This is a genomic window from Sanguibacter hominis ATCC BAA-789 (assembly GCF_012396185.1).
In the GTDB taxonomy this organism is placed as follows: domain Bacteria; phylum Actinomycetota; class Actinomycetes; order Actinomycetales; family Cellulomonadaceae; genus Flavimobilis; species Flavimobilis hominis.
Genome location: NZ_JAAXOW010000003.1, coordinates 107,992 through 128,532, shown reverse-complemented (window position 1 = coordinate 128,532; position 20,541 = coordinate 107,992). Strand labels below are relative to the sequence as shown.

Sequence of the window (20,541 nt, the reverse complement as noted above, 5' to 3'; positions counted from 1 at the left end):
GACCGTCACCGACGGTACTCCTGGTAGACGCCGCCCACAGCACCCGCGACCATGCCCGCACCGCGGACAGCGGTCCGCGCACCTTGCGCCCGCAGACCCGTGTCGAGGGTGGCGATCCCCCCGAGCGAGCGCACCGCACCGCCCGCGACGCGCGCCGCACCCTGCGCGGCGAGCGTCACCCTCCCCTGCAGCGCGGCACCGCGCGAGCGGACGCCGACCAGGTGGACGCGCGCGCGAGCGTTGCCGTTGCGGAACGCCCGCTGCAGCACCCACGAGCGCGTGGCGCGCTCGACCGGGACGACGTCGACGACGCTCGCCTCGTCGCAGAACACGATCTCGCCGCCGCGCGCGACCAGCTCGCTCGTGAACGCGGTGTCCGACCCTCCCGTGAACCGGAAGGCCTGGTCGAACCGCAGGCCCCAGGCGCGCACCGCGCGCAGGTCGAGCAGGAGGTTGCCGGTGCCCGCCGCGGGCACACGTGTCCCGGTCGGGTAGCGCTTGCGCTCGAAGAACTTTCCCGCGGTGATCCACCGGTCCGGCTCGGACTCGAACTGCGCGACGACGGCACCCGCCACCGCTGCGCACCCGTACCTCTCGTGCGTCGCGAGCATCGTCGTCAGCCACGCGGGCGACGGCAGCTCGTCGTCGTCGATGAAGACGAGGACGTCACCGCGCGCCTCGTCGAGCGCGCGGTTGCGTGCCGAGACGATCCCCGGGTCGGGCTCGTGGACGTACCGGACAGGGTCGCCGGCTGCCGCGCGCTCGGCGACGATGCCCTGGGCGCTCGGCAGGTCGTCGTTGTCGATGACGAGGAGCTCGGCACCCGGCACCTGCCGCACCTGCTCGAGGAGTCTCGGCAGCGACTCACGGAGCCCCTCCGGGCGACGGAACGTGAGGATCCCGACCGTCACCACATCGCCTGCTGCCCTCGCGGTCACGGCTGGCCCGCCCAGAGGTCGTCCCAGGCCACGAGGACGTCCGGGCTACCAGCAGCCCCACCGACGTACGCCTGCAACGCCACCCCACCGGCGACCTGCAGGTCAGCGGTCGAGTCCGTCACGCTCGCCCGCCACGCCGCCGGCTCCGCGTCACCCTCACGCCACACCTTGGCCCGCACCGTCGTCGGCGACGTCCCCGTCACCTGCAACCGCACCCGCAGCTTCTCCCCAGGCACCAGCGTCAACCCGTCGACCACACCACCGGCCAGCGCCGTGACCGACGAGATCCCACGACCCACGTGCAGCTGCACCGCACCATCGGTCGCCACCCGCACCCGAGCGACATACCCGCTCGTGCCGACCGCACGACCAGCAACCGTCAAGAACGAGTTGCCCGCCGGCAGACGATCCATCGACACCGTCGTCTGAACCTCCGCCGTCGTCGCCGACACCGACCGCAGATACGCCGACCGCGTCGCACCCGCAGTCAACGACATCCGACCCTCACCACCAGCGACCGAGTACCGCGACAACGTCGACGCCGTGCCCGTCACCGACCACTCACCACCCGTCGACGCCGAACCCCAGCCCGACGACACCGACCGACCGAACGCATCGACCGCCAGGTCCTCCGTCACCGGCGGAGCCTCGACCACGACCTCGTGCGTCACCGTGCCCGTCGCACCGTCGTCATCCGTCACCGTCAACCTCACCGTGTACGAACCAGCCTCCGCGAACGTGTGCGACGCCGTCGCACCCGAACCCGAACCGCCATCACCGAAGTCCCACGCATACGACGCCACCGACCCGTCCGAGTCCGACGAACCCGAACCATCGACATCCACCGACAACCCGTCCACCTCCGACGAGAACACCGCCACCGGCGCCACGTTCGGCGCGGGCTCCTGCGGCTCGAAGCCGTCCGGGGCACCGGCCCAGAGGTCGTCCCAGGCCACGAGGACGTCCGGGCTACCAGCAGCCCCACCGACGTACGCCTGCAACGCCACCCCACCGGCGACCTGCAGGTCAGCGGTCGAGTCCGTCACGCTCGCCCGCCACGCCGCCGGCTCCGCGTCACCCTCACGCCACACCTTGGCCCGCACCGTCGTCGGCGACGTCCCCGTCACCTGCAACCGCACCCGCAGCTTCTCCCCAGGCACCAGCGTCAACCCGTCGACCACACCACCGGCCAGCGCCGTGACCGACGAGATCCCACGACCCACGTGCAGCTGCACCGCACCATCGGTCGCCACCCGCACCCGAGCGACATACCCGCTCGTGCCGACCGCACGACCAGCAACCGTCAAGAACGAGTTGCCCGCCGGCAGACGATCCATCGACACCGTCGTCTGAACCTCCGCCGTCGTCGCCGACACCGACCGCAGATACGCCGACCGCGTCGCACCCGCAGTCAACGACATCCGACCCTCACCACCAGCGACCGAGTACCGCGACAACGTCGACGCCGTGCCCGTCACCGACCACTCACCACCCGTCGTCGCCGAACCCCAGCCCGACGACACCGACCGACCGAACGCATCGACCGCCAGGTCCTCCGTCACCGGCGGAGCCTCGACCACGACCTCGTGCGTCACCGTGCCCGTCGCACCGTCGTCGTCCGTCACCGTCAACCTCACCGTGTACGAACCAGCCTCCGCGAACGTGTGCGACGCCGTCGCACCCGAACCCGAACCGCCATCACCGAAGTCCCACGCATACGACGCCACCGACCCGTCCGAGTCCGACGAACCCGAACCATCGACATCCACCGACAACCCGTCCACCTCCGACGAGAACACCGCCACCGGCGCCACGTTCGGGACCGGGGCCGCGACCGTCACGTCGTGGGTGGCCTCCGCGGTCGCCCCGCGGTCGTCCGTCACCGTCAGGGTGATCGTGTACGTGCCAGCCTCGGTGTACGTGTGCGTCGCCGTGCGGCCGGTGCCGGTCGCCCCGTCGCCGAACGTCCACGCGTACGCCTCGATCGTCCCGTCGGTGTCCGCAGACGCCGACGCGTCGACCGCGACCGCCAGGTCGGTCGCGTCGGTCGTGAACGACGCGGTCGGTACCGCGTTCGGCTCCTCGCCGGTCGCGCCGAGCGCGTGGTGCAGCGCGACCGTCTCCGCGTCGAGCTGTCGACCGTAGACCGCGACGTCGTCGACCGAGCCGACGAGGGTCTGCGAGGTCGAGCCCCACGTGTTGTCGCCGCCGACGCGCCAGTACCCGGTGTAGCTCTCCGGGAGACGCTGCGGGTTGGTGCCGACGAGCACGCCGTCGACATACATCTGCATGCCCGCGTCGCCGAGCGTCGAGACGACGTGGTGCCACTGCCCGTCGTTGTACGCCTGGGTCGACGTCACGCGGTACTCGGCGCCGCGGTAGATGCCGAAGACGAGTCGTCCGTCGTCCTGCATGTACGTGTGACGGTCGTAGCTCGAGGACGTGGTGCCCGTCGAGTTGCCGAACCCGACGATGCGCCCGCCCTGGGTCGTCGCGGTCTTGAACCACGCCTCGGTCGAGAACCGGGTCGGGTTGGCCTGCGCCTGCGCGTCAAACACGTGCGCGCGGGTCGTGAACCGGATCGACGGGTTCGCCAGGTCCTTGATGGCGCCGTCCTCGCCGCGCACGGCGCTCCCGGACAACGTGCCGGACCTGCCGAGGCGCCCGGAGTCGGCGACGGCCGAGCCCGAGGTCTCCGCGAAGCGCCAGAAGAGCAGCGGGTCCGCCGACGCGACCGCCGCGCCGTAGGCGTCGGTCGGAGCGGTGTAGGCAGGCACCGTGCGGCCGGCAGCCTCGAAGTGGTCGCGCACCTGCTGGGGCGTCAGCACGCGGCCGTCGTAGACGGCGGCCTCGTCGATCGCGCCGGCGAACCACACGCTCGACGGCACGTTCGTCCAGCTGGAGAGGCTGCCGCCGCCGAGGCGCCAGTACCCGTTGTAGGCGTCGGCGATGCGCACGTCGTCGCGGCTGGCGACCCGGACGCCGTCGACGTAGAGGGCCAGCCCGTCGGCCTGGCTCATCGTCGCGACGACGTGGTGCCAGGCGTTGTCGTTGTAGGACGAGCGCGACGAGACGACGTTGCGCCCGTTCGCCTGGACACCGAAGTGCAGGCGCCCAGCATTGTCCATGTAGACGTGACGGTCGGACGTGCCCGACGTGCCCGACGTGGCCGACCCGAAGCCGATGATGCGGCCACCACGGTTCGTCGACGTCTTGATCCATGCCTCAGCCGAGAACTCGACCGGTGCGGGCTCGTTCGTCGAGTGGATGGCGTCACCGTTGCTCGACCCGGAGAAGGTCATCGCCGTGTCGCTGTCCCCCGTGAGCGCCCCAGCGGTGCCCATCGTGACCCCGGCGTGCGTCGTCAGGGCGCGCGTCCCGGTGAGGTCGGCGGCGGTCGTGCCGCTCGCCTCGGACAGGCGCCAGTAGCTGGACGGTCCGTCCTCGGCGACCGTGCGGGCGTACGTGGACAGCGAGCCGCTCGAGGCGACCGTCACGGTCACCCACTCCGACCAGACGCTGTTGCCCGTGGCGTCCGTCGCGCGGACGCGGTAGCGCGTCGTCGAGCCGGGTGTGAGGCCGGTGTCGACGAACGACATCGTGGGCCGCTTCCAGAACGACGCGGTCACGGTCCGCTCCTGCAGGACGGTGCTCGTGTCGTTCCGCACGAGCCGGTACGTCAGCTCCTCGTCGCCGCGGTCGAAGTTCGCGGGCCAGGAGACGACGACCGTCCCTGATGCGGGCGAGACCGCGCGCAGCGCCGACTGCGCGCCGCCGTAGCGGGGCGCGTCCGTGTCCGGGGTGGTCTTCCGTGAGGCAAAACGGGCGAGGCCCTGCTGCGCGGTGTTGTTCACGCGCGTGAACTCGCCGCCCATGATCACGTAGCCGCTGCCGGCCGCGATCGACCAGGCGCCCTGACCCTGACCCGTGTAGCTGCCCGTGTTGAGGTCGGGGAACCAGTCGAGGATCTCGGGGTGCGGCTGGCCCTGGGTGTCCTTGTACCCGTAGATGTCGGGGATGTTCGTGCCCGTCGCGGACTTGGTCAGGGCCGAGCCGCGGTTGACCCGCCACGGGTTCGTCTGCGGGAACCCGCCGCTGTTGCCGCAGTAGTGCTTGTGGGACGCGACGTAGACCGCGTCCTCGAACGGCGTGACGCCGTACGAGTCGCCGTGGCAGTCCTCGACCCACTGGAGCGTGCCGTCCGCCCACGAGACCGCGTAGACGCCCTCGACGTTGCCGCCGTCACCGAAGTGGTACCCGGTGCCGTAGAAGTTCTTGTCGTCCTTGGACAGCGAGAGGAACGCCGACTCGTCACCGGCGTTGCGGATCTGGGCGTTGGCGGGCAGCGACAGGAGCTCGCCCGTCACGGCGTCGAACCGGGCGAGGCCGTAACCCGGGTTGGAGGACCCACCGACGGACGTGAAGTTGCCGGCGACGACGACGGCGGCGCCGTCGGGCGACACCTCGACCGCCTGCACGCCGCGGTTGTCGATCGCGGGGTTGAACGGGAGCGTCGTCAGGCCGGTGCCCAGAGCGACGGACGCCGCCTTGTACCGCGCGAGGCCGTTGACGTTGGTGAACGAGCCGCCGAGGAAGACTGCGTCCTGCGACACGGAGACGCTCAGGACCGTGGTGTTGACGACGGGGCGGAAGCCGAGGAGCGCACCGGTCGCGGTGCTGAACGCCGCGACGCGGTAGCGGGTCTGACCGTCGATCGACGTGAAGCTGCCGCCTGCGTAGAGGGTCGAGCCGTCGGGCGAGAGCGCGAGGGAGCGAACCTGGGCGTTGGCCTTCGGCGCCCAGGGCAGGAGGGCACCGGTGCGGACGTCGAACGCCATGAGGTTGCCGCGAGCCTGCTCGCTCGTCCCCGCAGCTGCGCCCGGCGGGCGGGCCGACGTGAACTCGCCACCCACGTAGACGGTGTTCCCGACGACGACCTGCGACCACGCGACACCGTTGATCTGAGCGGTCGGCAGGCTCGCGGAGCCGGCCACCTCAGGCTTCGAGGTGCGCGGCGGCCCGACGACGCCGGTCCCGGTGTCGTAGGTGGGCGTCGCCTGGGCTGTGCTCGGCACGAGCGCCCCGAACAGCAGGAACGCGAGCGCCACGAAGGCCGCGAGGGCGGCGCTCCGGGGACGGTGGTGACGGATCATGATGGCCTCGAGCTTCTGTGCGTCGCGGTCGTGCGCGGGTCGTGGAGTCTGAGCGGAGGTGGGGCCTGAGGGGCGCATCACGCGTCTCCCTCGAAGGCCACGATCGTGAGGTCGGCGGCGACGTCGACCTCGACGTGGATGGGTACGCCGCGCGCGGCGACGCGGAAGACGAACGTCCCGGAGCCCTTGGCTCCCGCCGCGACGGTCACGGGGAAGGGCTCAGCGCCCGGCCCTGACAGGGTGGTGGCGGGCGTGTCGTCCGGGCCGTGGAAGAGGTTGACGATCGCGCTCGAGAGGTCGAGCGTCTCGTCGGTGTCGTTGGCGATCGTGACGGTCACGCGCAGGGCGTCCCCCGCGACCTCGCCGGGGAGCGTCGCCTCGCCCTGGACCTCCTCGACCTTCGTGACCCGGGCGACGACCCCCTTCGCGACCGTGGCCTCCGTGTCGAGCGGGACGGGCTTCGCCTTCTTGCGCTCGACCGGGCCGAGCGGCTCGGGAGCGTCTTTCGGGTCCGACGGCTCGGTCGGCAGGTCAGCAGGGGGCGCAGGCACCTCGGCCTGCGCCGAGCCGGACGTGGCCCCTGACCCTGCGGGCGCGGTCGACGACGTCACGGTGCTGGTCGCGCTGGTCGGTGCGTCCTGCGACTGCCCGGTGCACGCACCGAGCGCGAAGGCCATCGCGACGATCGCGACGCCTGCCGTGACCGTCGTCCGCCCCCGCGGTGCGTCGATCTTGTGCTGATCCATCCTGTGTCCTCCCCCGAGCGACCCCGCCGGCACGCGGCTGGCGGGTGACTGAATCGTGCGCCCCGCTCGCGGGCACGACGCACAGGTCTCGCCCAACCTCACCCGTGCGTCACCCGACCTTCACCCAGGGCGAGCCCGTCCGCCGCGGACGCGCGCGGCTAGCGTGATCGGTGCTCAGAAAACGGATCTCGGGACCTGGAGGGGGCATGAGCCGAGCACTTGTCGTCGTGAGCTACGGGTCGTCCGAGCTGCTCGCGGAGAACCTCGACGCGTGGGACCGCGCGAGCACGCCGGGCTGGACCGTCGTCGTGGTGGACAACCCGACCACGTCCGCTGAGCGCGCCCGCGTGCGGGCTCTCGCGCACGAGCGCGGTTGGGTCCTCATCGAGCCGGACCGCAACCTGGGCTTCGGGGACGGCTGCGCTGCGGGGGTCGCCGCAGCCCGCACGGTCGCCGAGCCGTCGGCGGTCGTGCTGCTCAACCCGGACGCGCGCCTGTCGGTCGAGCACGCAGACGAGCTCGCGAGCCGGGTCGAGGCGGACGACGACCTGCTCCTCGTCCCGCAGATGTTCCGCGGCGACGGCCGGCCCGCGTTCACGACAGGCTACGTGGACCGTCGCACGGGGATGCCGGCGGTCGCCGCGGCGGCGTCGAGCGTCGAGTGGCTCACGGGGGCGTGCGTCGCGATGGCGCACAGCGCTTGGGTCCGTCTGGGCGGCTTTGCGAGCGACTTCTTCCTGTACTGGGAGGACGTCGACCTCGCGTGGCGCTGGCACGCGGCCGGCGGCCGCGTCGGGGTCGCGCGCGACCTGCGCTGCGTCCACGACGCCGGTGGCACGCAGACGGGTGCGGGGACCCCGACCAAGTCGTCGCTGTACTACTACTTCAACTGCCGCAACCGGCTCGTCTTCGCGGCACGCAACCTCACCGGACGCGACCGTCTCCGGTGGGCGCTGCACTCCCCGCGCTACGCGCAGCAGGTCGTGCTGCGCGGGGGCAGGCGCCAGCTCCTGCGCCCCTGGACGTGCGTCCTGCCCGCCGTGCGGGGGACGCTCAGCGGCCTGCGCACGCTGCTGGTGGGCGGCCCTGCCGCCGCACCGCGACCCGCGACGCCGCAGGTAGGCGCGCCGTCCGGGGGCTGACCGGGTGGTTCAGGGGGTGGTTGAGGCCCGTCGTGTGGCCGCGCGTCCCGCGGGCGTGGTTCGATCGACCCAGGGCCCGGACAGGCGGTCCCGTCCCGGCTCCCGCACTCGCCAGAAGAGCGCCGCGCCGGGTGATGAGCTTGGGGTGCATGTGGATCTGATGGAATACGTCTCGGCCTTGCGCAAGCGTTGGCTGGTCATCGCTCTCCTCGCCGTCCTCGGCGCGGGGGCGGGCTTCGGGCTCGCCAAGTCCACGGTCCCCACGTACCGCTCGTCGACCACGACGTTCGTCTCCCTCGCCCGCGGCGAGACCGTCAGCGAGCTCGTGCAGGGCACGATGTACACCCAGAACCTCGTCGAGTCCTTCGCGCGGCTCGCGACGATGCCCGCGGTGCTCGACCCGGTCATCGAGGAGCTCGACCTGGGCATGAGCGCACGGACCCTCGCGCGCACGATCACCGCGACCACCCCGCTCGACACGATGTTCGTCGAGATCAGCGCGACGTCGAGGGAGCCCGAGACCGCCGCGAAGATCGCAGACGCCGTCACGGCGAACCTCGCCCGCACGGTCGAGTCGATCGCACCGTCGGGCGCCGAGAACACCCCGTCCGTGACGATGACCGTCGTCGCCGACGCCGTCGTGCCGACCGTGCCGTTCACGCCGAACACCAAGATGAACGTCGCGCTCGGCGGCGCGGGCGGGCTCGCGGTCGGCGTCGCGCTCGCGCTGCTGCTGACGGTGCTCGACACTCGCGTGCGCGGCATCAAGGACGTCCCGTCCCACCAGGACCGCGTCCTGCTCGGGATCGTGCCGCGCGAGCGCTCCCGCCGGGACCAGGTCACGATCCTCGGCGAGCCGCACGGCGCAGGCGCCGAGTCCTTCCGGCGCATCCAGACCAACCTGCAGTTCATCGGTGCGGCGAGCCAGCTCCGCACGCTCGTCGTGTCGTCGTCCGTCTCGGGCGAGGGCAAGTCCACGGTCGCGCTCAACGTGGCGATCGCGCTCGCCGAGAAGGGCGGTCGCGTGCTGCTCGTCGACGCCGACCTGCGCCGCCCCACGATCGCGAGCGTCACAGGTCTTGAGCCGTCGGTCGGCCTCACGACGATCCTCGTGGGCTCGGCCTCGCTCGAGGACCTCACGCAGCCGTGGGGCCACCCCGGGCTCGACGTCCTCGTCTCGGGCGACATCCCGCCCAACCCCGCACAGCTGATCGACTCCTCCGGCATGCAGGCGCTCATCGACGAGGCGGGCAAGCGCTACGACCATGTCGTGCTCGACGCCCCGCCCATCCTGCCGGTGGCCGACGGTGTCGTCCTCGCCCGGCGGACCGACGGCGCCGTCATGGTCGTCGGCTCGGGCCGCGTCCGTCGCACCCAGGTGAGCACCGCGCTCACCGCGCTCGACACGGTCGGGGCGCGCTGCCTCGGCGTCGTCGTCAACTTCGCCGACCCGAGCCACGCCGACACCCCGCGCGGGTATGTCGCGAGCGAGCCGTCGAGCCTGAGCGTCGCGGCCCGGCGGCAGCGCTCGCGGCGCTCGGTGCCGACGCCCGACGACGCGGCGACCGAGAGCCGACGCGGCGGGCCCCGCAAGGCGAGCGCGAGCTGACGCGGCCCACGGCCGCACGATCCGCTACCGGCGGCGCCGAGCGAGCGCGGTGCGCACGATCGCCGCGACCTCGACGACGTCCTTGCGCACCCGAGGCACCACGAGGGCGAGGAGCGCGAGCGACAGGAGGCCCGCCCCGACGCCTGCGAGCGTCGCCGGCCACACGCGCACGAACAGTCCCGAGACGACGTGGGCGGTCCCTGCGAGCGTCCCGCCGACGAGCAGCACCCGGACGGCACCGAGCATGAGCGTGCGCGTCGGGATCGGGGCACGGCGCGAGAGCCACAGGATCGACAGGGGCCACTCGACCGTGTGCGCGAGCGTGTACCCGACCGCGACCCCGACGAGACCCCAGTGGCTCGCGACGACGACGAGCACGACCTTGACCGCGATCGTGACGACCGTGAACCGCAGCAGGAGGTCCGACAGGCCGTGCGAGAGGTAGACCCAGTACCCGACGTACGCGAGCGTCTGCATCACGGCGGTCGTCGCGAGGAGCCGGACGAGCGGCTCGACCCCGACCCAGCCGCTGCCGAGCAGGATCTGCGTCGCCGGGTCGGCGGTCCCCACCAGGAGCGCAGCGCCGATCATCACGGGGTACGCGATCGCGATCTGCCCGCGCGCGAGGAACCGCGCGAAGCGGGGCGGGTCGCCCTGGAGCCGTGACAGCACGGGCAGCGCGATCGTCGTCGTGGGCGCACGAACCTGCGCGACAGGGGTCATCACGAGCTTGAAGGCCCGGTCGTACGTGCCGAGCTGGGCGGTGCCGAGCTGCGAGCCGATCACGAAGTTGTCGATGTTGTTGCCGATGTACACGGCGACCTGGGACGCGGCGAGGTTCCAGCCGAAGTGCCAGAACTCGCCCATCGGCACGCCGCGCTGCGGCCGGCTCGGCACCCACCGGCAGGTCGTGGCGAGCATGACGAGCAGCACGAGCGACTGCAGGACCTGCTGGCCCACGAGCGCCCACACCCCCGCCCCGGCGAGGCCGAGGACGACCGCGACGACGATCGCCGCCGCCTGCGACACGACGTCGACCACCGCGAGCGCACCGAAGCGCATGGTGCGGACGAGGTCGGCGCGGAGCTGGCTCGCCATCCCGTTGAGGAGGAACACGACGCCGACGGCGCGCGCGACGGGGACGACGGCGTCCTCGTCGAAGATCGCGCCGACGAGCGGGGCTGCGACGACCATGAGGATCCCGAGCCCCGCACCGATGGCGGTGTTGACCCAGAACAGGTTGGAGCGTTGCGCGTGCGTGATCGTCGGGGCTCGCATCGCTGCGGTCGACAGGCCGAGGTCGCGGAAGATCTCGCCGACCCCGACGAACACGAGGACCATCGTCATCACGCCGTACTCGGTCGGCGTGAGGAGCCTCGCGAGCACGACGACGGACGCCATCTGCATGCCGACCCGCGCGATCTGTGCGGCGAAGGTGATGCCTGCGCCGCGCGCGGCCGACCGTCCGAGCTCGTCCACGTGCTCCCCGTCCCCTGCGTTTCCTGGCCGCTGGAAGTCTAGTTCCGCGGTCCGTGCCAGCCTCCCGGTCGACGGGTGAACCGGGGGCGACCCCGCCTGCGCCCGGGGGCGACGGCGCGACGGGAACCCGCGCAGCCGCCGTGCGCGGGCGACGACGGCGTGAGGGTGGGGGTGAGATCGGCCGGCGCCCCCGTCACGCGGTGCGGGGCTTCCCTAGACTCGCGGGCATCCACCGTCCCCTGCGTCCGAGGTCTCACCGTGCCCCGCCTGATGATCGCGCACCCGTCCGCCGACCAGTACGGCAGCGACCTGCAGCTGCTCGAGACCGTCGTCGCGGTGGTCGAGGCGGGCTGGTCGGTACTCGTCACCGTCCCGGAGGACGGTCCGCTCGTGCCGATGCTCGTCGAGGCGGGCGCGCGCGTCGTCGTGCAGCCGTGCCCGGTGCTGCGCAGGTCGACGATGAGCCTTCGCGGGCTGGTCGGCTACGCGCTCGCCGGCCTGCGCGCGATCGTCGCCGGGCGCCGCTCGTTGCGTCGCGCCCGACCTGACGTGCTGCTCGTCAACACGGTCGTCGTGCCGACGTGGCTCGTGAGCGCGCGCCTCGCGCGCGTCCCCGTCGTGTCGCACGTCCACGAGGCGGAGGAGTCCTCGGGGCGCACGGTGCGGCGTCTGCTCGCGTCGCCTCTCCTGGCCGCGGACCGGGTGATCGCGAACTCGCGCGCGACGGCGCGCACCCTGACGGACGTCATCCCGGCGCTCGAGCGCCGTATCGCGGTGGTGCACAACGGCGTGCCTGATCGCGGTCCCGAGCCCACCGACCCGCGCATCCGCCGCCCGCAGGACCCGGCAGTCGTCGCGATCGTCGGCCGGCTCTCGCCGCACAAGGGCATCGACGTCGCGCTCGAGGCTGTCGCGCACCTGCGCCGCGAGGGCCGCGACGTGCGCCTCGAGGTCGCTGGCTCGGCGTTCCGCGGCTACGAGTGGTACGTCGCCGAGCTCGAGCAGCGCGCGGACGAGCCTGACCTGCGTGGCGCGGTCACCTTCCACGGGTACGTGAGCCCGGCGCGCACGGTAATCGACCGGGCCGACGTCGTCGTCGCCCCGTCGTGGCGCGAGTCCTTCGGCAACGCTGCGGTCGAGACGCTGCTCGCGTGCCGCCCGCTCGTCGCCGCGGCGACGCAGGGCCTCGTCGAGGTGGTCGACGACGGTCGCACGGGCATGCTCGTGCCTGCGGGCGACGCCCCGGGGCTCGCGCGGGCGGTCGCCAAGCTGCTCGACGACCCAGAGCAGGCGACAAGGATGGCGCGGGCAGGCCGTGCAGACGCGCTCGACCGGTTCTCGACGCACCGGTACGGCGCGCAGATCCTCGCAGTGCTCGGCACGGCGCGCGGCGCGGCCCCTGGGCGCCGGGCGACGCGAGCGGCCGGGTCGCAGCCGGTCGAGCCGCTGAGCGCCCCGCCGCACGGCAGCACGCCCACCCGTACCGGGGAACGGCCGAGGATCCACGTCGCCGTCCCGACGTTCCGTCGCAACGAGCTGCTCGAGCCCCTCCTCGAGATGATCGCCCCGCACGTGCTCGGCTCGCCGTCGCTCGCGGACCGCACCGAGATCCTCATCATCGACAACGACCCGGACGGCGGGGCGCACGACGTGGTCGCCGCCGTCGCCGCGAGCGCCGCGCTCCCTGTCCGCTACGTCCACGAGCCGCGGCCCGGGATCGCGGCAGTCCGCGCTCGCGCGATCGCGGAGGCGTCGGCCGACGGCCTCGTCGTGTTCATCGACGACGACGGCGTGCCGGGCGAGAGCTGGATCGGTCCCCTCGTCGCCACCTGGGAGCGCACGGGAGCCGAGGCGGTCGCCGGGCGGATCGTCCCCGGGTTCGTCGCCGAGCCGTCGGCGTGGAGCGTCGCGGGCAGGTTCTTCGAGCGGAGCAACCTCGCGACCGGCACGCCGCGCCGCAGCGCGCCGTCCGGCAACCTCCTCGTCGACGTCGCAGGAGTCGCGGCGCTCGGGGTGGCGTTCGACCCGGAGGTCGGGATGCGCGGCGGCGAGGACACGCTCTTCACCCGCGGGATCACGCAGGCGGGCGGGCGGGTCGTCGCGTGCGGCGAGTCCGTCGTCGTCGACCTGGTACCGCCCGAGCGGGACACGCGCCGCTGGGTCGTCGCCCGCGTCTACGGGCACGCGAACCGCTCGGTCGACGTCGACCTCGCGTTCACGCACGGCGCCGCAGCGAGGGCGAGGGTGCGGGTCGCTGCCGCGGCGCGCGGCGTCGTCGTCACCGGGCGAGGGGCCGCCCGGTGGGTCGCCGGCAGGGTGACCCGCGACGTCGCGACGGATGCTGCGGCCTGGCGAGACCTCGCGCGGGGGCCCGGGCTCGTCGCGGGTTCCCTCGGTGTGCGGCACGAGGCCTACCGCCGCTCCTGACTGCTTCCCCCCGGTCAGGGGCGCGGTGACGACAGGAGCCCTGGTCCGCCTGGACCAGGGCTCCTGTCGTCGGTCGTGCTGGGTCAGCCGCGCTTGAGCACGAAGGCGCGACCGTCAGCGAACACGTTGTTGTCCGAGACGATGGTCGTCGTCACCGGGCGGATGATGCCGCAGCCGTCGATCCGCTGGCCGTTGCCGAAGACGTTGTCACGGAAGACGACGCCCTCGAGCGGGCCGTTGTTCATCTGGGCGATGTTCACGGTGCAGCCACCGTTGTCGAGGAAGCTGTCCTCGACGGTGAGGTTGCCGACCTTGCCGCGCGCCTGGGTGATCTGGATCGCGGCGTTGTAGGTGCCCTTGAGGACCGAGTTGACGATCTTGATGTTCTTGCCGGCCTGGATCTGGATGTTGTCGTCGTGCGACGGGCCACCGTTGTGGTTGGGGTCGTTCGCGTACCACTTGTTGCCGTGCAGCATCGTGTCCTTGATGGTCACGTTGTCGCCGATGATCGTCACCTGGTCGACGACGGTGTGGATGTTCACGCGCTCGAGCGTGAAGTTGTAGCCGAGGACCGCGCTGTCGTAGGGCGACGGCGCCTGGGAGGCGATCGTCGTGTCCTTGATGACGAGGTTCTTGTTGCCCTCGGTGTTCCAGACGAAGTGGGTGATGGCCGTCGCCGGGGTCGCGGCACCGCGGATGATCGAGTTCTTGATCGTCACGTTGTCGGCGCGGACCTTCACGATGCCCTGGATGTCCATGCCGTCGATGACGGTGTTCGGCTCCCAGATCGTCATGTTGCCCTTGTAGACCGTGAGCGGGGTTCCGGCGGGGAGGCCGACGGTCGACTCGGTCGGGAGCTGCGGCTCGGCGGGCGCCGGCTCAGGCGTGGGGGTGGGCGTCGGCGTGGGTGTGGGCGTCGGCTCAGGCGCAGGCGTGGGCGTCGGCTCAGGCGCAGGCGCGGGGGTGGGCTCCGGCGCAGGCGCGGGAGTGGGCTCCGGCGCAGGCGCGGGAGTGGGCTCCGGCGCAGGAGCCTGGACGGCGCTGTCGGCCGGGAAGCCGAGGTAGGTGTAGCCGAGGACCTTGACGGTCACGCGGACCGAGGCGTCCGAGCTGTGCACCGTGAGGTAGTCCTTGCCGTCGAGCGCGATCGAGGTCTCGGCGGAGCCGAGGTCCTGGACGGGGGTGGTCAGCACCGGCGACGCCTTGGCGGCGGCCGTCATGTCACCGGCGGCGACCGAGATCTTGGTGGCCTTCCAGGCCCAGCGGCCCTCGACGACGAGGCGTGCCGAGAGGACGTTGTCAGGGAGGGCGGAGAGATCCACGCGGGCCGTGCCGTTCGAGGCGACGGTCCCGGCGTTGAGCACCGTGAGCGGCGTGGCGAGCGTCGTGGTCTGCTCGGTGGGCTGCGTCTCGACCGTGTAGCCCACGACCCTGACGGTCGCACGGACCGAGGCGACGGAGCTGTGCACCGTGAGATAGCGCTTGCCGTCGAGCGTGATCGACGCCTGGGCGGAACCGAGGTTCTGGACGGGGGTGGTGAGAACGGGCGAGGCCTTGGCCGCGGCGGTCATGTCGCCTGCGGCGACCGAGATGTTCGTGGCCTTCCACGCCCAGCGACCCTCGACGACGAGGTCGACAGCGACGACGTTGTCGGGGAGCGCCGAGAGGTCGACGCGCGCGGTGCCGTTGGATGCGACGGCGACCGAGTCGAGGACGGTCATGGGGGTCTCGAGGCGGACGTTGTCGAGGCGCGGCGCGGGGGCGGAGAACGCGGTCGACACCGAGCTCGTGGTGGCGCCGAAGGCCGGGACGGAGGTCGCGGCGAAGGGCGTGACGAGAGCGAGCACGACCGAGCCGGTGAGGACGGCGCGTGCTGCCGCAGACCTTGAGGGGATGGGGTTGCGCACTGATGTTTCGCAATCTGTCGGCACGGCAGGGGGACGTGGCCGACCTGTCAGGGGTGCAGGCGGGGGTTGCCTCAACCCAGGTGGGTGTTTCCACCCTTCCGATCGGCGACCCCCGCGGTACGTTGAGGGCAAATCGGACAAGTGAGTCCGGCTGGCGCTTCCGAGCGCCTGCACGAGATGCGGGCCTGCGCCCACGGACAGCCTGTCCCGCGCGCGGTCGAAAGCGGCGCGAAGCCTTGCTCGAGGGGCGCACCCGGCTGGTACCTGCAGCGACGCACATCACCCTCCCGAGCGACACAGCGCTGCGCACTCCCCGGCCGCCGTGCCGCCCCGCCGGACCGACCGCGGCGACCGGGACCAGATGTGGCGCAGATCACAGGCGAGCTGCGGCCCTCCGAGGCCATGCACCGCCGCCGAGCGACCGCACGACGTGCGGCGCTCCCCAGACGCGACGAAGCCTCCGGGGGGTCCACTCCCCCGGAGGCTTCGTCGTGCGGGCGCTCGGCTGGCTGGCCCGCGTCCTCGTCGCCCCGGCTCTGCCGGGCGCCGACGTGTCCTACCCCATGCGACCGAGCGCCGCGATCTCACGGAACCACTTGCGCCCCGCGGCGACGAGGAACGCCGCGGTGAGCGCGACGATCACGGTGTACACGGCTGCGAACACGGGGACCGCACCCAGCAGCAGGAACACGAGGCACAGGACGCCGTAGTCGGTAGGCGTCATCAGGAGAGCCCTCAGGTCCGGGCCGGTCCCGCCTGTCGGCGCGGCAGAACGCACACCGTGCGCCTTGCGCATCTGCTCCGTGAGGATCATCCCGAAGAACAGCACCGAGCTCACGACCGCGTTGAGCAGCGGCACGAGCAGCCAGACGGTCGGCACCACCTCGGCGCGGTAGAGGCTGACTGCGAGCACGAGCGGCAGCGCGGCGACCTTGGTCGCGTCGACCATGTGGTCGAGCCACTCCCCCGCGCTGCTCCCGGTCCCGCTGAGACGGGCCACCTGGCCGTCCGCCGAGTCGAAGGCGTAGCCCAGGACGAGGCATGCGGACACGACCACCCCCACCCACCAGCTCGGGGTCGTCGCCGCGAGGACGCCGAGGCCCGTGACGGTGAACAGAGCGCTGATGCCGGTCACCTGGTTGGGGGTGAGCCCACGACCGTACGCCCACGCAGCGAGGACACGCCCGAGCCGACGGTTGACGTACCGCGAGTACGCGGGCGCGGACCGCGCGACACCCTTCTGCGCCTGCGCGAGGCGTCCGTACGTCTCCCGGAACGTCGCCCCCTGGACCTGAGCACTCATCGCGACACCCTCTGCCGGCTCGAGGACGACGCCGAGGCACGCCGTCCGTCCTGCTTTCCTGGGACACGGCCGTCGGCAAGGTCGAGCGCGAGTCGCTCGTACCGGTCCGCGACGTCGTCCCAGCTGTAGTCCCGGGCGCGCCGGCGTGCGGCGGCTGCGCGTCGCTCGACGTCGTCCGGGGAGGCCTCGGCAGCCTCGACCGTACGGGCGACCCCGGCCGGGGCGTCGAAGTACCAGCCCGCGTCCCCGAGCACCTCACGGTTGAAGCTCACGTCGTACGCGATCGTCGCGGTCCCCGCACCGATAGCGCGCAGCAGGGACGGGTTGGTCCCGCCGACCGAGTGGCCGTGCAGGTAGGTCGCGGCGTTCGCGTAGAGCTGGTCGAGCAGCTCCTGGTCCCACACCCCACCGAGGAAGCGCACCCGAGGATCGCCGCCCGCGGCAGCGTGCACCTGCTGCGTGTACGCGTCCGTGTACGGGGCGGAGCCGACGACGACGAGCGGGTGGCGCGCAGCGGACCGGACGTAGCCCTCGACGATGAGGTGGACGTGGTTCTCCGGCTCGAAACGAGCCACGGCGACGTGGAACCGTCCGGGCTCGAGCCCGAGCTCGGCGAGGCGGTCCGAGCCAGCGTCGACGATCGGCGCGCCGTACGCGATCAGTCGCGTCTCGGCCGAGAACTCCTCGGTGTAGTAGTCCGCGATCCCCTGCGCGTCGGCGATGAGCGCGTCCGACCGGCGCACCGCGGCACCCTCGGCCCAGCGGTAGTAGCCGCGGCCGCGTGCGCTCCACTTGGTGCGCTTCCACTCGAGCCCGTCGACGTGCGTCGCGACGGGGATACGTGCTGCGCGCACCGCCGGCAGGAAGGGCGCGTTGGCGGCGTTGAAGACGAACGCGACGTCCGTGCGGCGGGTCAGGAGGTGCATGACCGACAGGCCGGTGTGGCTGAGCGTCTCGAGCGCTCGGTGGCGCACCGCAGGGAGCGTCACGAGCGTCATGCCTGCGTGCTCGCGTCGTACCTCGGAGTTGCCGTTGCGGCAGTAGACCCGCACCTCGTGCCCGCGTGCCGCGAGCCTCGCGCCGACCTCCTCGACCGCAGTCTCGAAGCCGCCGTAGCGGGCGGGAACACCGCGCGTGCCGATCATCGCGATCGACAGGCGACGCCCGCCGTCCGGGTCGAGCGTCGCGGGCTGCGCGGTCGAGCTGTCGGTCGTCGTCATGGTTCTCCCCCGGCGTGTGTGACGTCTCCGTCCACTGTGCCGAGGCGGGGGCGCCTGTGCAGCGGGTGTCACCCTGTTGCCACCCGTACCCGCCCTTTTCTCACCCGCGGTGGTGGCGCAGCCCGGTGGCGGCTCGAGGCTTCCGGGGATCCGCCGCTCTCGCGGCGCCGGCGGCGCCGACGTCCTCCTCGTGGACGGCACGGGCCGCCGCGGTCCGGCGCACCCACTCCGCGTCGACGTGGCTCGTCGTGAGATCCCGGCACAGGTCGCGGATGCCGTGGGCGAGCGTCCACCGCAGCGCGAGCCCCGGCCAGACCCGCGTGAGGCGGCCCAGGTCGGCGGGGAGCACCTCCCCGCTGTCGGGCGCGGTGCCGAAGGTCGCGGGCGCGCCGGTGATCACGCTGACGAGCTCGAGCGCGTCGCGCAGGGTCAGGACGTCCTCGGGGCGCCCGACGTCGATCGTGTCGCTCCCCGCTGTCGTGGTCTGTCCGAGACGCACGAGCGCGTGCACGATCGTGCGGCATGCGTCCTTGACGTGGAGGAAGGCACGTTGCCTGCTCCCATCGTGATCGACCGCGACGGCGCCGTCGACGATCGCGGCGACGACCGCACGGTTGAGCTCGTCGTCGAGCCGCAGTCGCGGAGACGCACCGTAGAGCGTGGCGAGCCGCAGCACAGCGACGGACGCGGCGGGCGACGCCGAGAGCCGGAAGGCGTCCTCGGCAGAGATCCTCGCGCTCGCCGGCGGCGACGAGCGGTCGAGGAGCGGCGCTCCCGTCGTCGTCGTCGCGGGCCTGCCGTGGTAGACGTCGCGGCTCGACACCATGACGATGCGCTCCACGCCCGCCCTGGCGGCAGCGCTCGACACGGCTCGCGCCATGTCGACGAGCTGGGTCTGGACGACGCCCGCCGACCAGTCGTCCTGCGGCGTCGACGCCGTCCCGGCAAGGTGGACGACCGCGCCGACCCCGGCGAGGTCCGCTGCGTCCAGGTCGCGGACGTCGCCGTCGCGCTGCTCGTACGGGTAGGGAGAGCGCTTGGTCGGCGGGACGTCACGCCATCCGTTGTCGACGCCGACGACGTCGTGCCCGGCACGCCTGAGCATGGGGACGAGGACTGAGCCGAGATAGCCACGGTCACCTGTGACCAGCACCTTCATGCCCAGTCCTCCTCGACGTTCGGAACGAGGGCGGACCCCTCGCAACATCGAACGTACCGGGACGCGCCGCGCGCGCGAACGGGGCAGCGGTATGACCGCAGGGTGACACCGGGGGGCGGGGCGGGTGAAGTATCGCCGTGCGTCAGGGACGCGCGTGGATCCGGTTCTGCGCCGCGACGATGCCCTCGGTGACGACGGCCTCGACCGCGTCGGCGGCCGTGTCGAGCAGGAACGGCAGCTCCTTGCGCTCGGTCGCCGAGAAGTCCTTGAGCACGAAGTCCGCCGTGTCCATGCGGCCTGGCGGGCGGCCGACGCCCGCGCGCACCCGCACGTAGTCCTTCGTGCCGAGCGCCTTGGTGATGTCTCGCAGCCCGTTGTGCCCGCCCTCGCCCCCGCCGAGCTTGAGCCGGACGTCGCCGAACGGGATGTCGAGCTCGTCGTGCACGACGACGACGCGCTCCGGCGGGACGCCGAAGTACAGGGCGAGCGCGCTGACCGGCCCGCCGGACGTGTTCATGTAGCTCGTGGGCTTGGCGAGCACGACGCGTGGCCCGGGCGCCCCGCCGGGCAGGACGCCCAGACGTGCCTCACCGACGACGTTGCGCGTCCGGTGCGTGGAGAAGGTCGCACCGGTGCGACGTGCGAGCTCGTCGAGCACCATCTGCCCGAGGTTGTGCCTGTTGCCCGCGTACTGCGGCCCGGGGTTGCCCAGGCCGACGACGCACCACAGGTCGGCGCTCATCGAGTTCTCCGTTCGCGATCGTGGGTGGACTGTCATGACGAAGCGCCCGGCACCTGACGGTACCGGGCGCTGCGTCGAAGGAGGATCAGTCCTCGGTGGTCTCCGCGGCGGCCTCGGTGCGAACCTCGGAGACGAGGACGATGTCCGACTCCGGGTCGGTGAGGAGCTCGGCACCGGCCGGGAGCGTCACGTCCTGCGCGCGGACCACGGCGCCGGCCTCGAGACCGGTGATGTCGACCTCGAGCGACTCGGGCAGGTCGGTCGCGTCGGCGGCGATCTCGAGCGTCTGGCGCTCGACGACGTGCATCGTCGCGGGGGCCGGCTCGCCGATGACGACGATGTTGACCTCGACGCTGACCTTCTCGCCCTTGTTCACGAGGAGCAGGTCGACGTGCTCGATGACCTGGCGGACCGGGTCGCGCTGGACGTCGCGGACGATCGCGAGCTTCTCGTCGCCCTCGACGTCGATCGAGAAGAGCGCGTTCGAGTGCTTGAGCGCGAGGAACGTCTCGTGGCCCGGGAGGGACACGTGCAGCGGGTCGGTGCCGTGCCCGTAGAGGACGGCGGGGATGAGGCCCTCGCGGCGCGTGCGGCGGGCGGCGCCCTTGCCGAAGTCGGTGCGCAGGGTTGCGGTGAGCTTGATGTCAGACACGGAACTGCTCCTGGGAAGAGTGCGGACCGGACGCAGTGGGAGACGCCCGGCAGGCGGTGCATCG

General features: G+C 72.3%; 13 protein-coding genes. 3 read left to right on the top strand and 10 right to left on the bottom strand.

Annotated features, from left to right (window positions below):
• Positions 1 to 5 precede the first annotated feature (5 nt).
• From HF995_RS10275 to HF995_RS10265, 3 genes are all read right to left on the bottom strand, one after another.
• The gene (locus HF995_RS10275) at positions 6 to 911 is read right to left on the bottom strand and encodes a glycosyltransferase family 2 protein (RefSeq protein ID WP_350308837.1); all 906 of its coding nucleotides are present in this window, start codon (positions 909 to 911) and stop codon (positions 6 to 8) included.
• A gap of 23 nt (positions 912 to 934) precedes the next feature.
• Positions 935 to 6,091 (bottom strand): PKD domain-containing protein, encoded by a 5,157-nt coding sequence (locus HF995_RS10270; RefSeq protein ID WP_168447718.1) that lies wholly within the window; start codon positions 6,089 to 6,091, stop codon positions 935 to 937.
• A 77-nt stretch (positions 6,092 to 6,168) separates the two neighbouring features.
• The gene (locus tag HF995_RS10265; protein ID WP_168447717.1) at positions 6,169 to 6,837 is read right to left on the bottom strand and encodes a hypothetical protein; all 669 of its coding nucleotides are present in this window, start codon (positions 6,835 to 6,837) and stop codon (positions 6,169 to 6,171) included.
• Between the two features lie 206 nt (positions 6,838 to 7,043).
• Between HF995_RS10265 and HF995_RS10260 the strand changes: the two genes are divergently transcribed.
• Both HF995_RS10260 and HF995_RS10255 read left to right on the top strand, forming a co-directional pair.
• Positions 7,044 to 7,979, top strand: coding sequence for a glycosyltransferase family 2 protein (locus tag HF995_RS10260; RefSeq protein WP_168447716.1), 936 nt, complete (start codon positions 7,044 to 7,046; stop codon positions 7,977 to 7,979).
• Between the two features lie 160 nt (positions 7,980 to 8,139).
• Positions 8,140 to 9,588: a tyrosine-protein kinase domain-containing protein gene (locus HF995_RS10255; protein WP_168447715.1), complete on the top strand. Its 1,449-nt coding sequence runs from the start codon at positions 8,140 to 8,142 to the stop codon at positions 9,586 to 9,588.
• Between the two features lie 24 nt (positions 9,589 to 9,612).
• Here HF995_RS10255 and HF995_RS10250 read toward each other — a convergent pair whose 3' ends face one another.
• A complete protein-coding gene (locus HF995_RS10250; protein ID WP_168447714.1) occupies positions 9,613 to 11,067 on the bottom strand; it encodes a lipopolysaccharide biosynthesis protein in 1,455 nt (484 codons plus the stop codon).
• A gap of 258 nt (positions 11,068 to 11,325) precedes the next feature.
• On the opposite strand from HF995_RS10250, the gene HF995_RS10245 reads away from it, so the two are divergent.
• Positions 11,326 to 13,494, top strand: coding sequence for a glycosyltransferase (locus HF995_RS10245; RefSeq protein ID WP_168447713.1), 2,169 nt, complete (start codon positions 11,326 to 11,328; stop codon positions 13,492 to 13,494).
• 83 nt (positions 13,495 to 13,577) lie between these two features.
• On the opposite strand, the gene HF995_RS13635 is transcribed toward HF995_RS10245, so the two are convergent.
• The 6 genes from HF995_RS13635 to HF995_RS10215 form a co-directional block, all read right to left on the bottom strand.
• Positions 13,578 to 15,401, bottom strand: coding sequence for a right-handed parallel beta-helix repeat-containing protein (locus tag HF995_RS13635; RefSeq protein ID WP_210727391.1), 1,824 nt, complete (start codon positions 15,399 to 15,401; stop codon positions 13,578 to 13,580).
• 556 nt (positions 15,402 to 15,957) lie between these two features.
• Entirely contained in the window at positions 15,958 to 16,704 is a 747-nt protein-coding gene (locus HF995_RS10235) for a CDP-alcohol phosphatidyltransferase family protein (protein ID WP_168447712.1), read from the bottom strand.
• The gene (locus HF995_RS10230; RefSeq protein WP_168447711.1) at positions 16,701 to 17,924 is read right to left on the bottom strand and encodes a DUF1972 domain-containing protein; all 1,224 of its coding nucleotides are present in this window, start codon (positions 17,922 to 17,924) and stop codon (positions 16,701 to 16,703) included. Before HF995_RS10230 ends, HF995_RS10235 begins: the two co-directional genes overlap by 4 nt.
• 100 nt (positions 17,925 to 18,024) lie before the next feature.
• The gene (locus tag HF995_RS10225; RefSeq protein ID WP_168447710.1) at positions 18,025 to 19,083 is read right to left on the bottom strand and encodes an NAD-dependent epimerase/dehydratase family protein; all 1,059 of its coding nucleotides are present in this window, start codon (positions 19,081 to 19,083) and stop codon (positions 18,025 to 18,027) included.
• A 142-nt stretch (positions 19,084 to 19,225) separates the two neighbouring features.
• Positions 19,226 to 19,825, bottom strand: coding sequence for an aminoacyl-tRNA hydrolase (gene pth, locus HF995_RS10220; protein WP_168447709.1), 600 nt, complete (start codon positions 19,823 to 19,825; stop codon positions 19,226 to 19,228).
• 85 nt (positions 19,826 to 19,910) lie between these two features.
• Positions 19,911 to 20,477, bottom strand: a complete 567-nt coding sequence (locus HF995_RS10215; protein ID WP_168447708.1) for a 50S ribosomal protein L25/general stress protein Ctc — start codon at positions 20,475 to 20,477, stop codon at positions 19,911 to 19,913.
• Between the last annotated feature and the right edge of the window lie 64 nt (positions 20,478 to 20,541).

Bases quoted from the DNA above. Each gene is read 5' to 3' on its own strand.
- HF995_RS10270 (WP_168447718.1), bottom strand. From the start codon at position 6,091: ATGATCCGTCACCACCGTCCCCGGAGCGCCGCCCTCGCGGCCTTCGTG.
- HF995_RS10265 (WP_168447717.1), bottom strand. From the start codon at position 6,837: ATGGATCAGCACAAGATCGACGCACCGCGGGGGCGGACGACGGTCACG.
- HF995_RS10260 (WP_168447716.1), top strand. From the start codon at position 7,044: ATGAGCCGAGCACTTGTCGTCGTGAGCTACGGGTCGTCCGAGCTGCTC.
- HF995_RS10255 (WP_168447715.1), top strand. From the start codon at position 8,140: ATGGAATACGTCTCGGCCTTGCGCAAGCGTTGGCTGGTCATCGCTCTC.
- HF995_RS10235 (WP_168447712.1), bottom strand. From the start codon at position 16,704: ATGAGTGCTCAGGTCCAGGGGGCGACGTTCCGGGAGACGTACGGACGC.
- HF995_RS10230 (WP_168447711.1), bottom strand. From the start codon at position 17,924: ATGACGACGACCGACAGCTCGACCGCGCAGCCCGCGACGCTCGACCCG.
- HF995_RS10225 (WP_168447710.1), bottom strand. From the start codon at position 19,083: ATGAAGGTGCTGGTCACAGGTGACCGTGGCTATCTCGGCTCAGTCCTC.
- pth (WP_168447709.1), bottom strand. From the start codon at position 19,825: ATGAGCGCCGACCTGTGGTGCGTCGTCGGCCTGGGCAACCCCGGGCCG.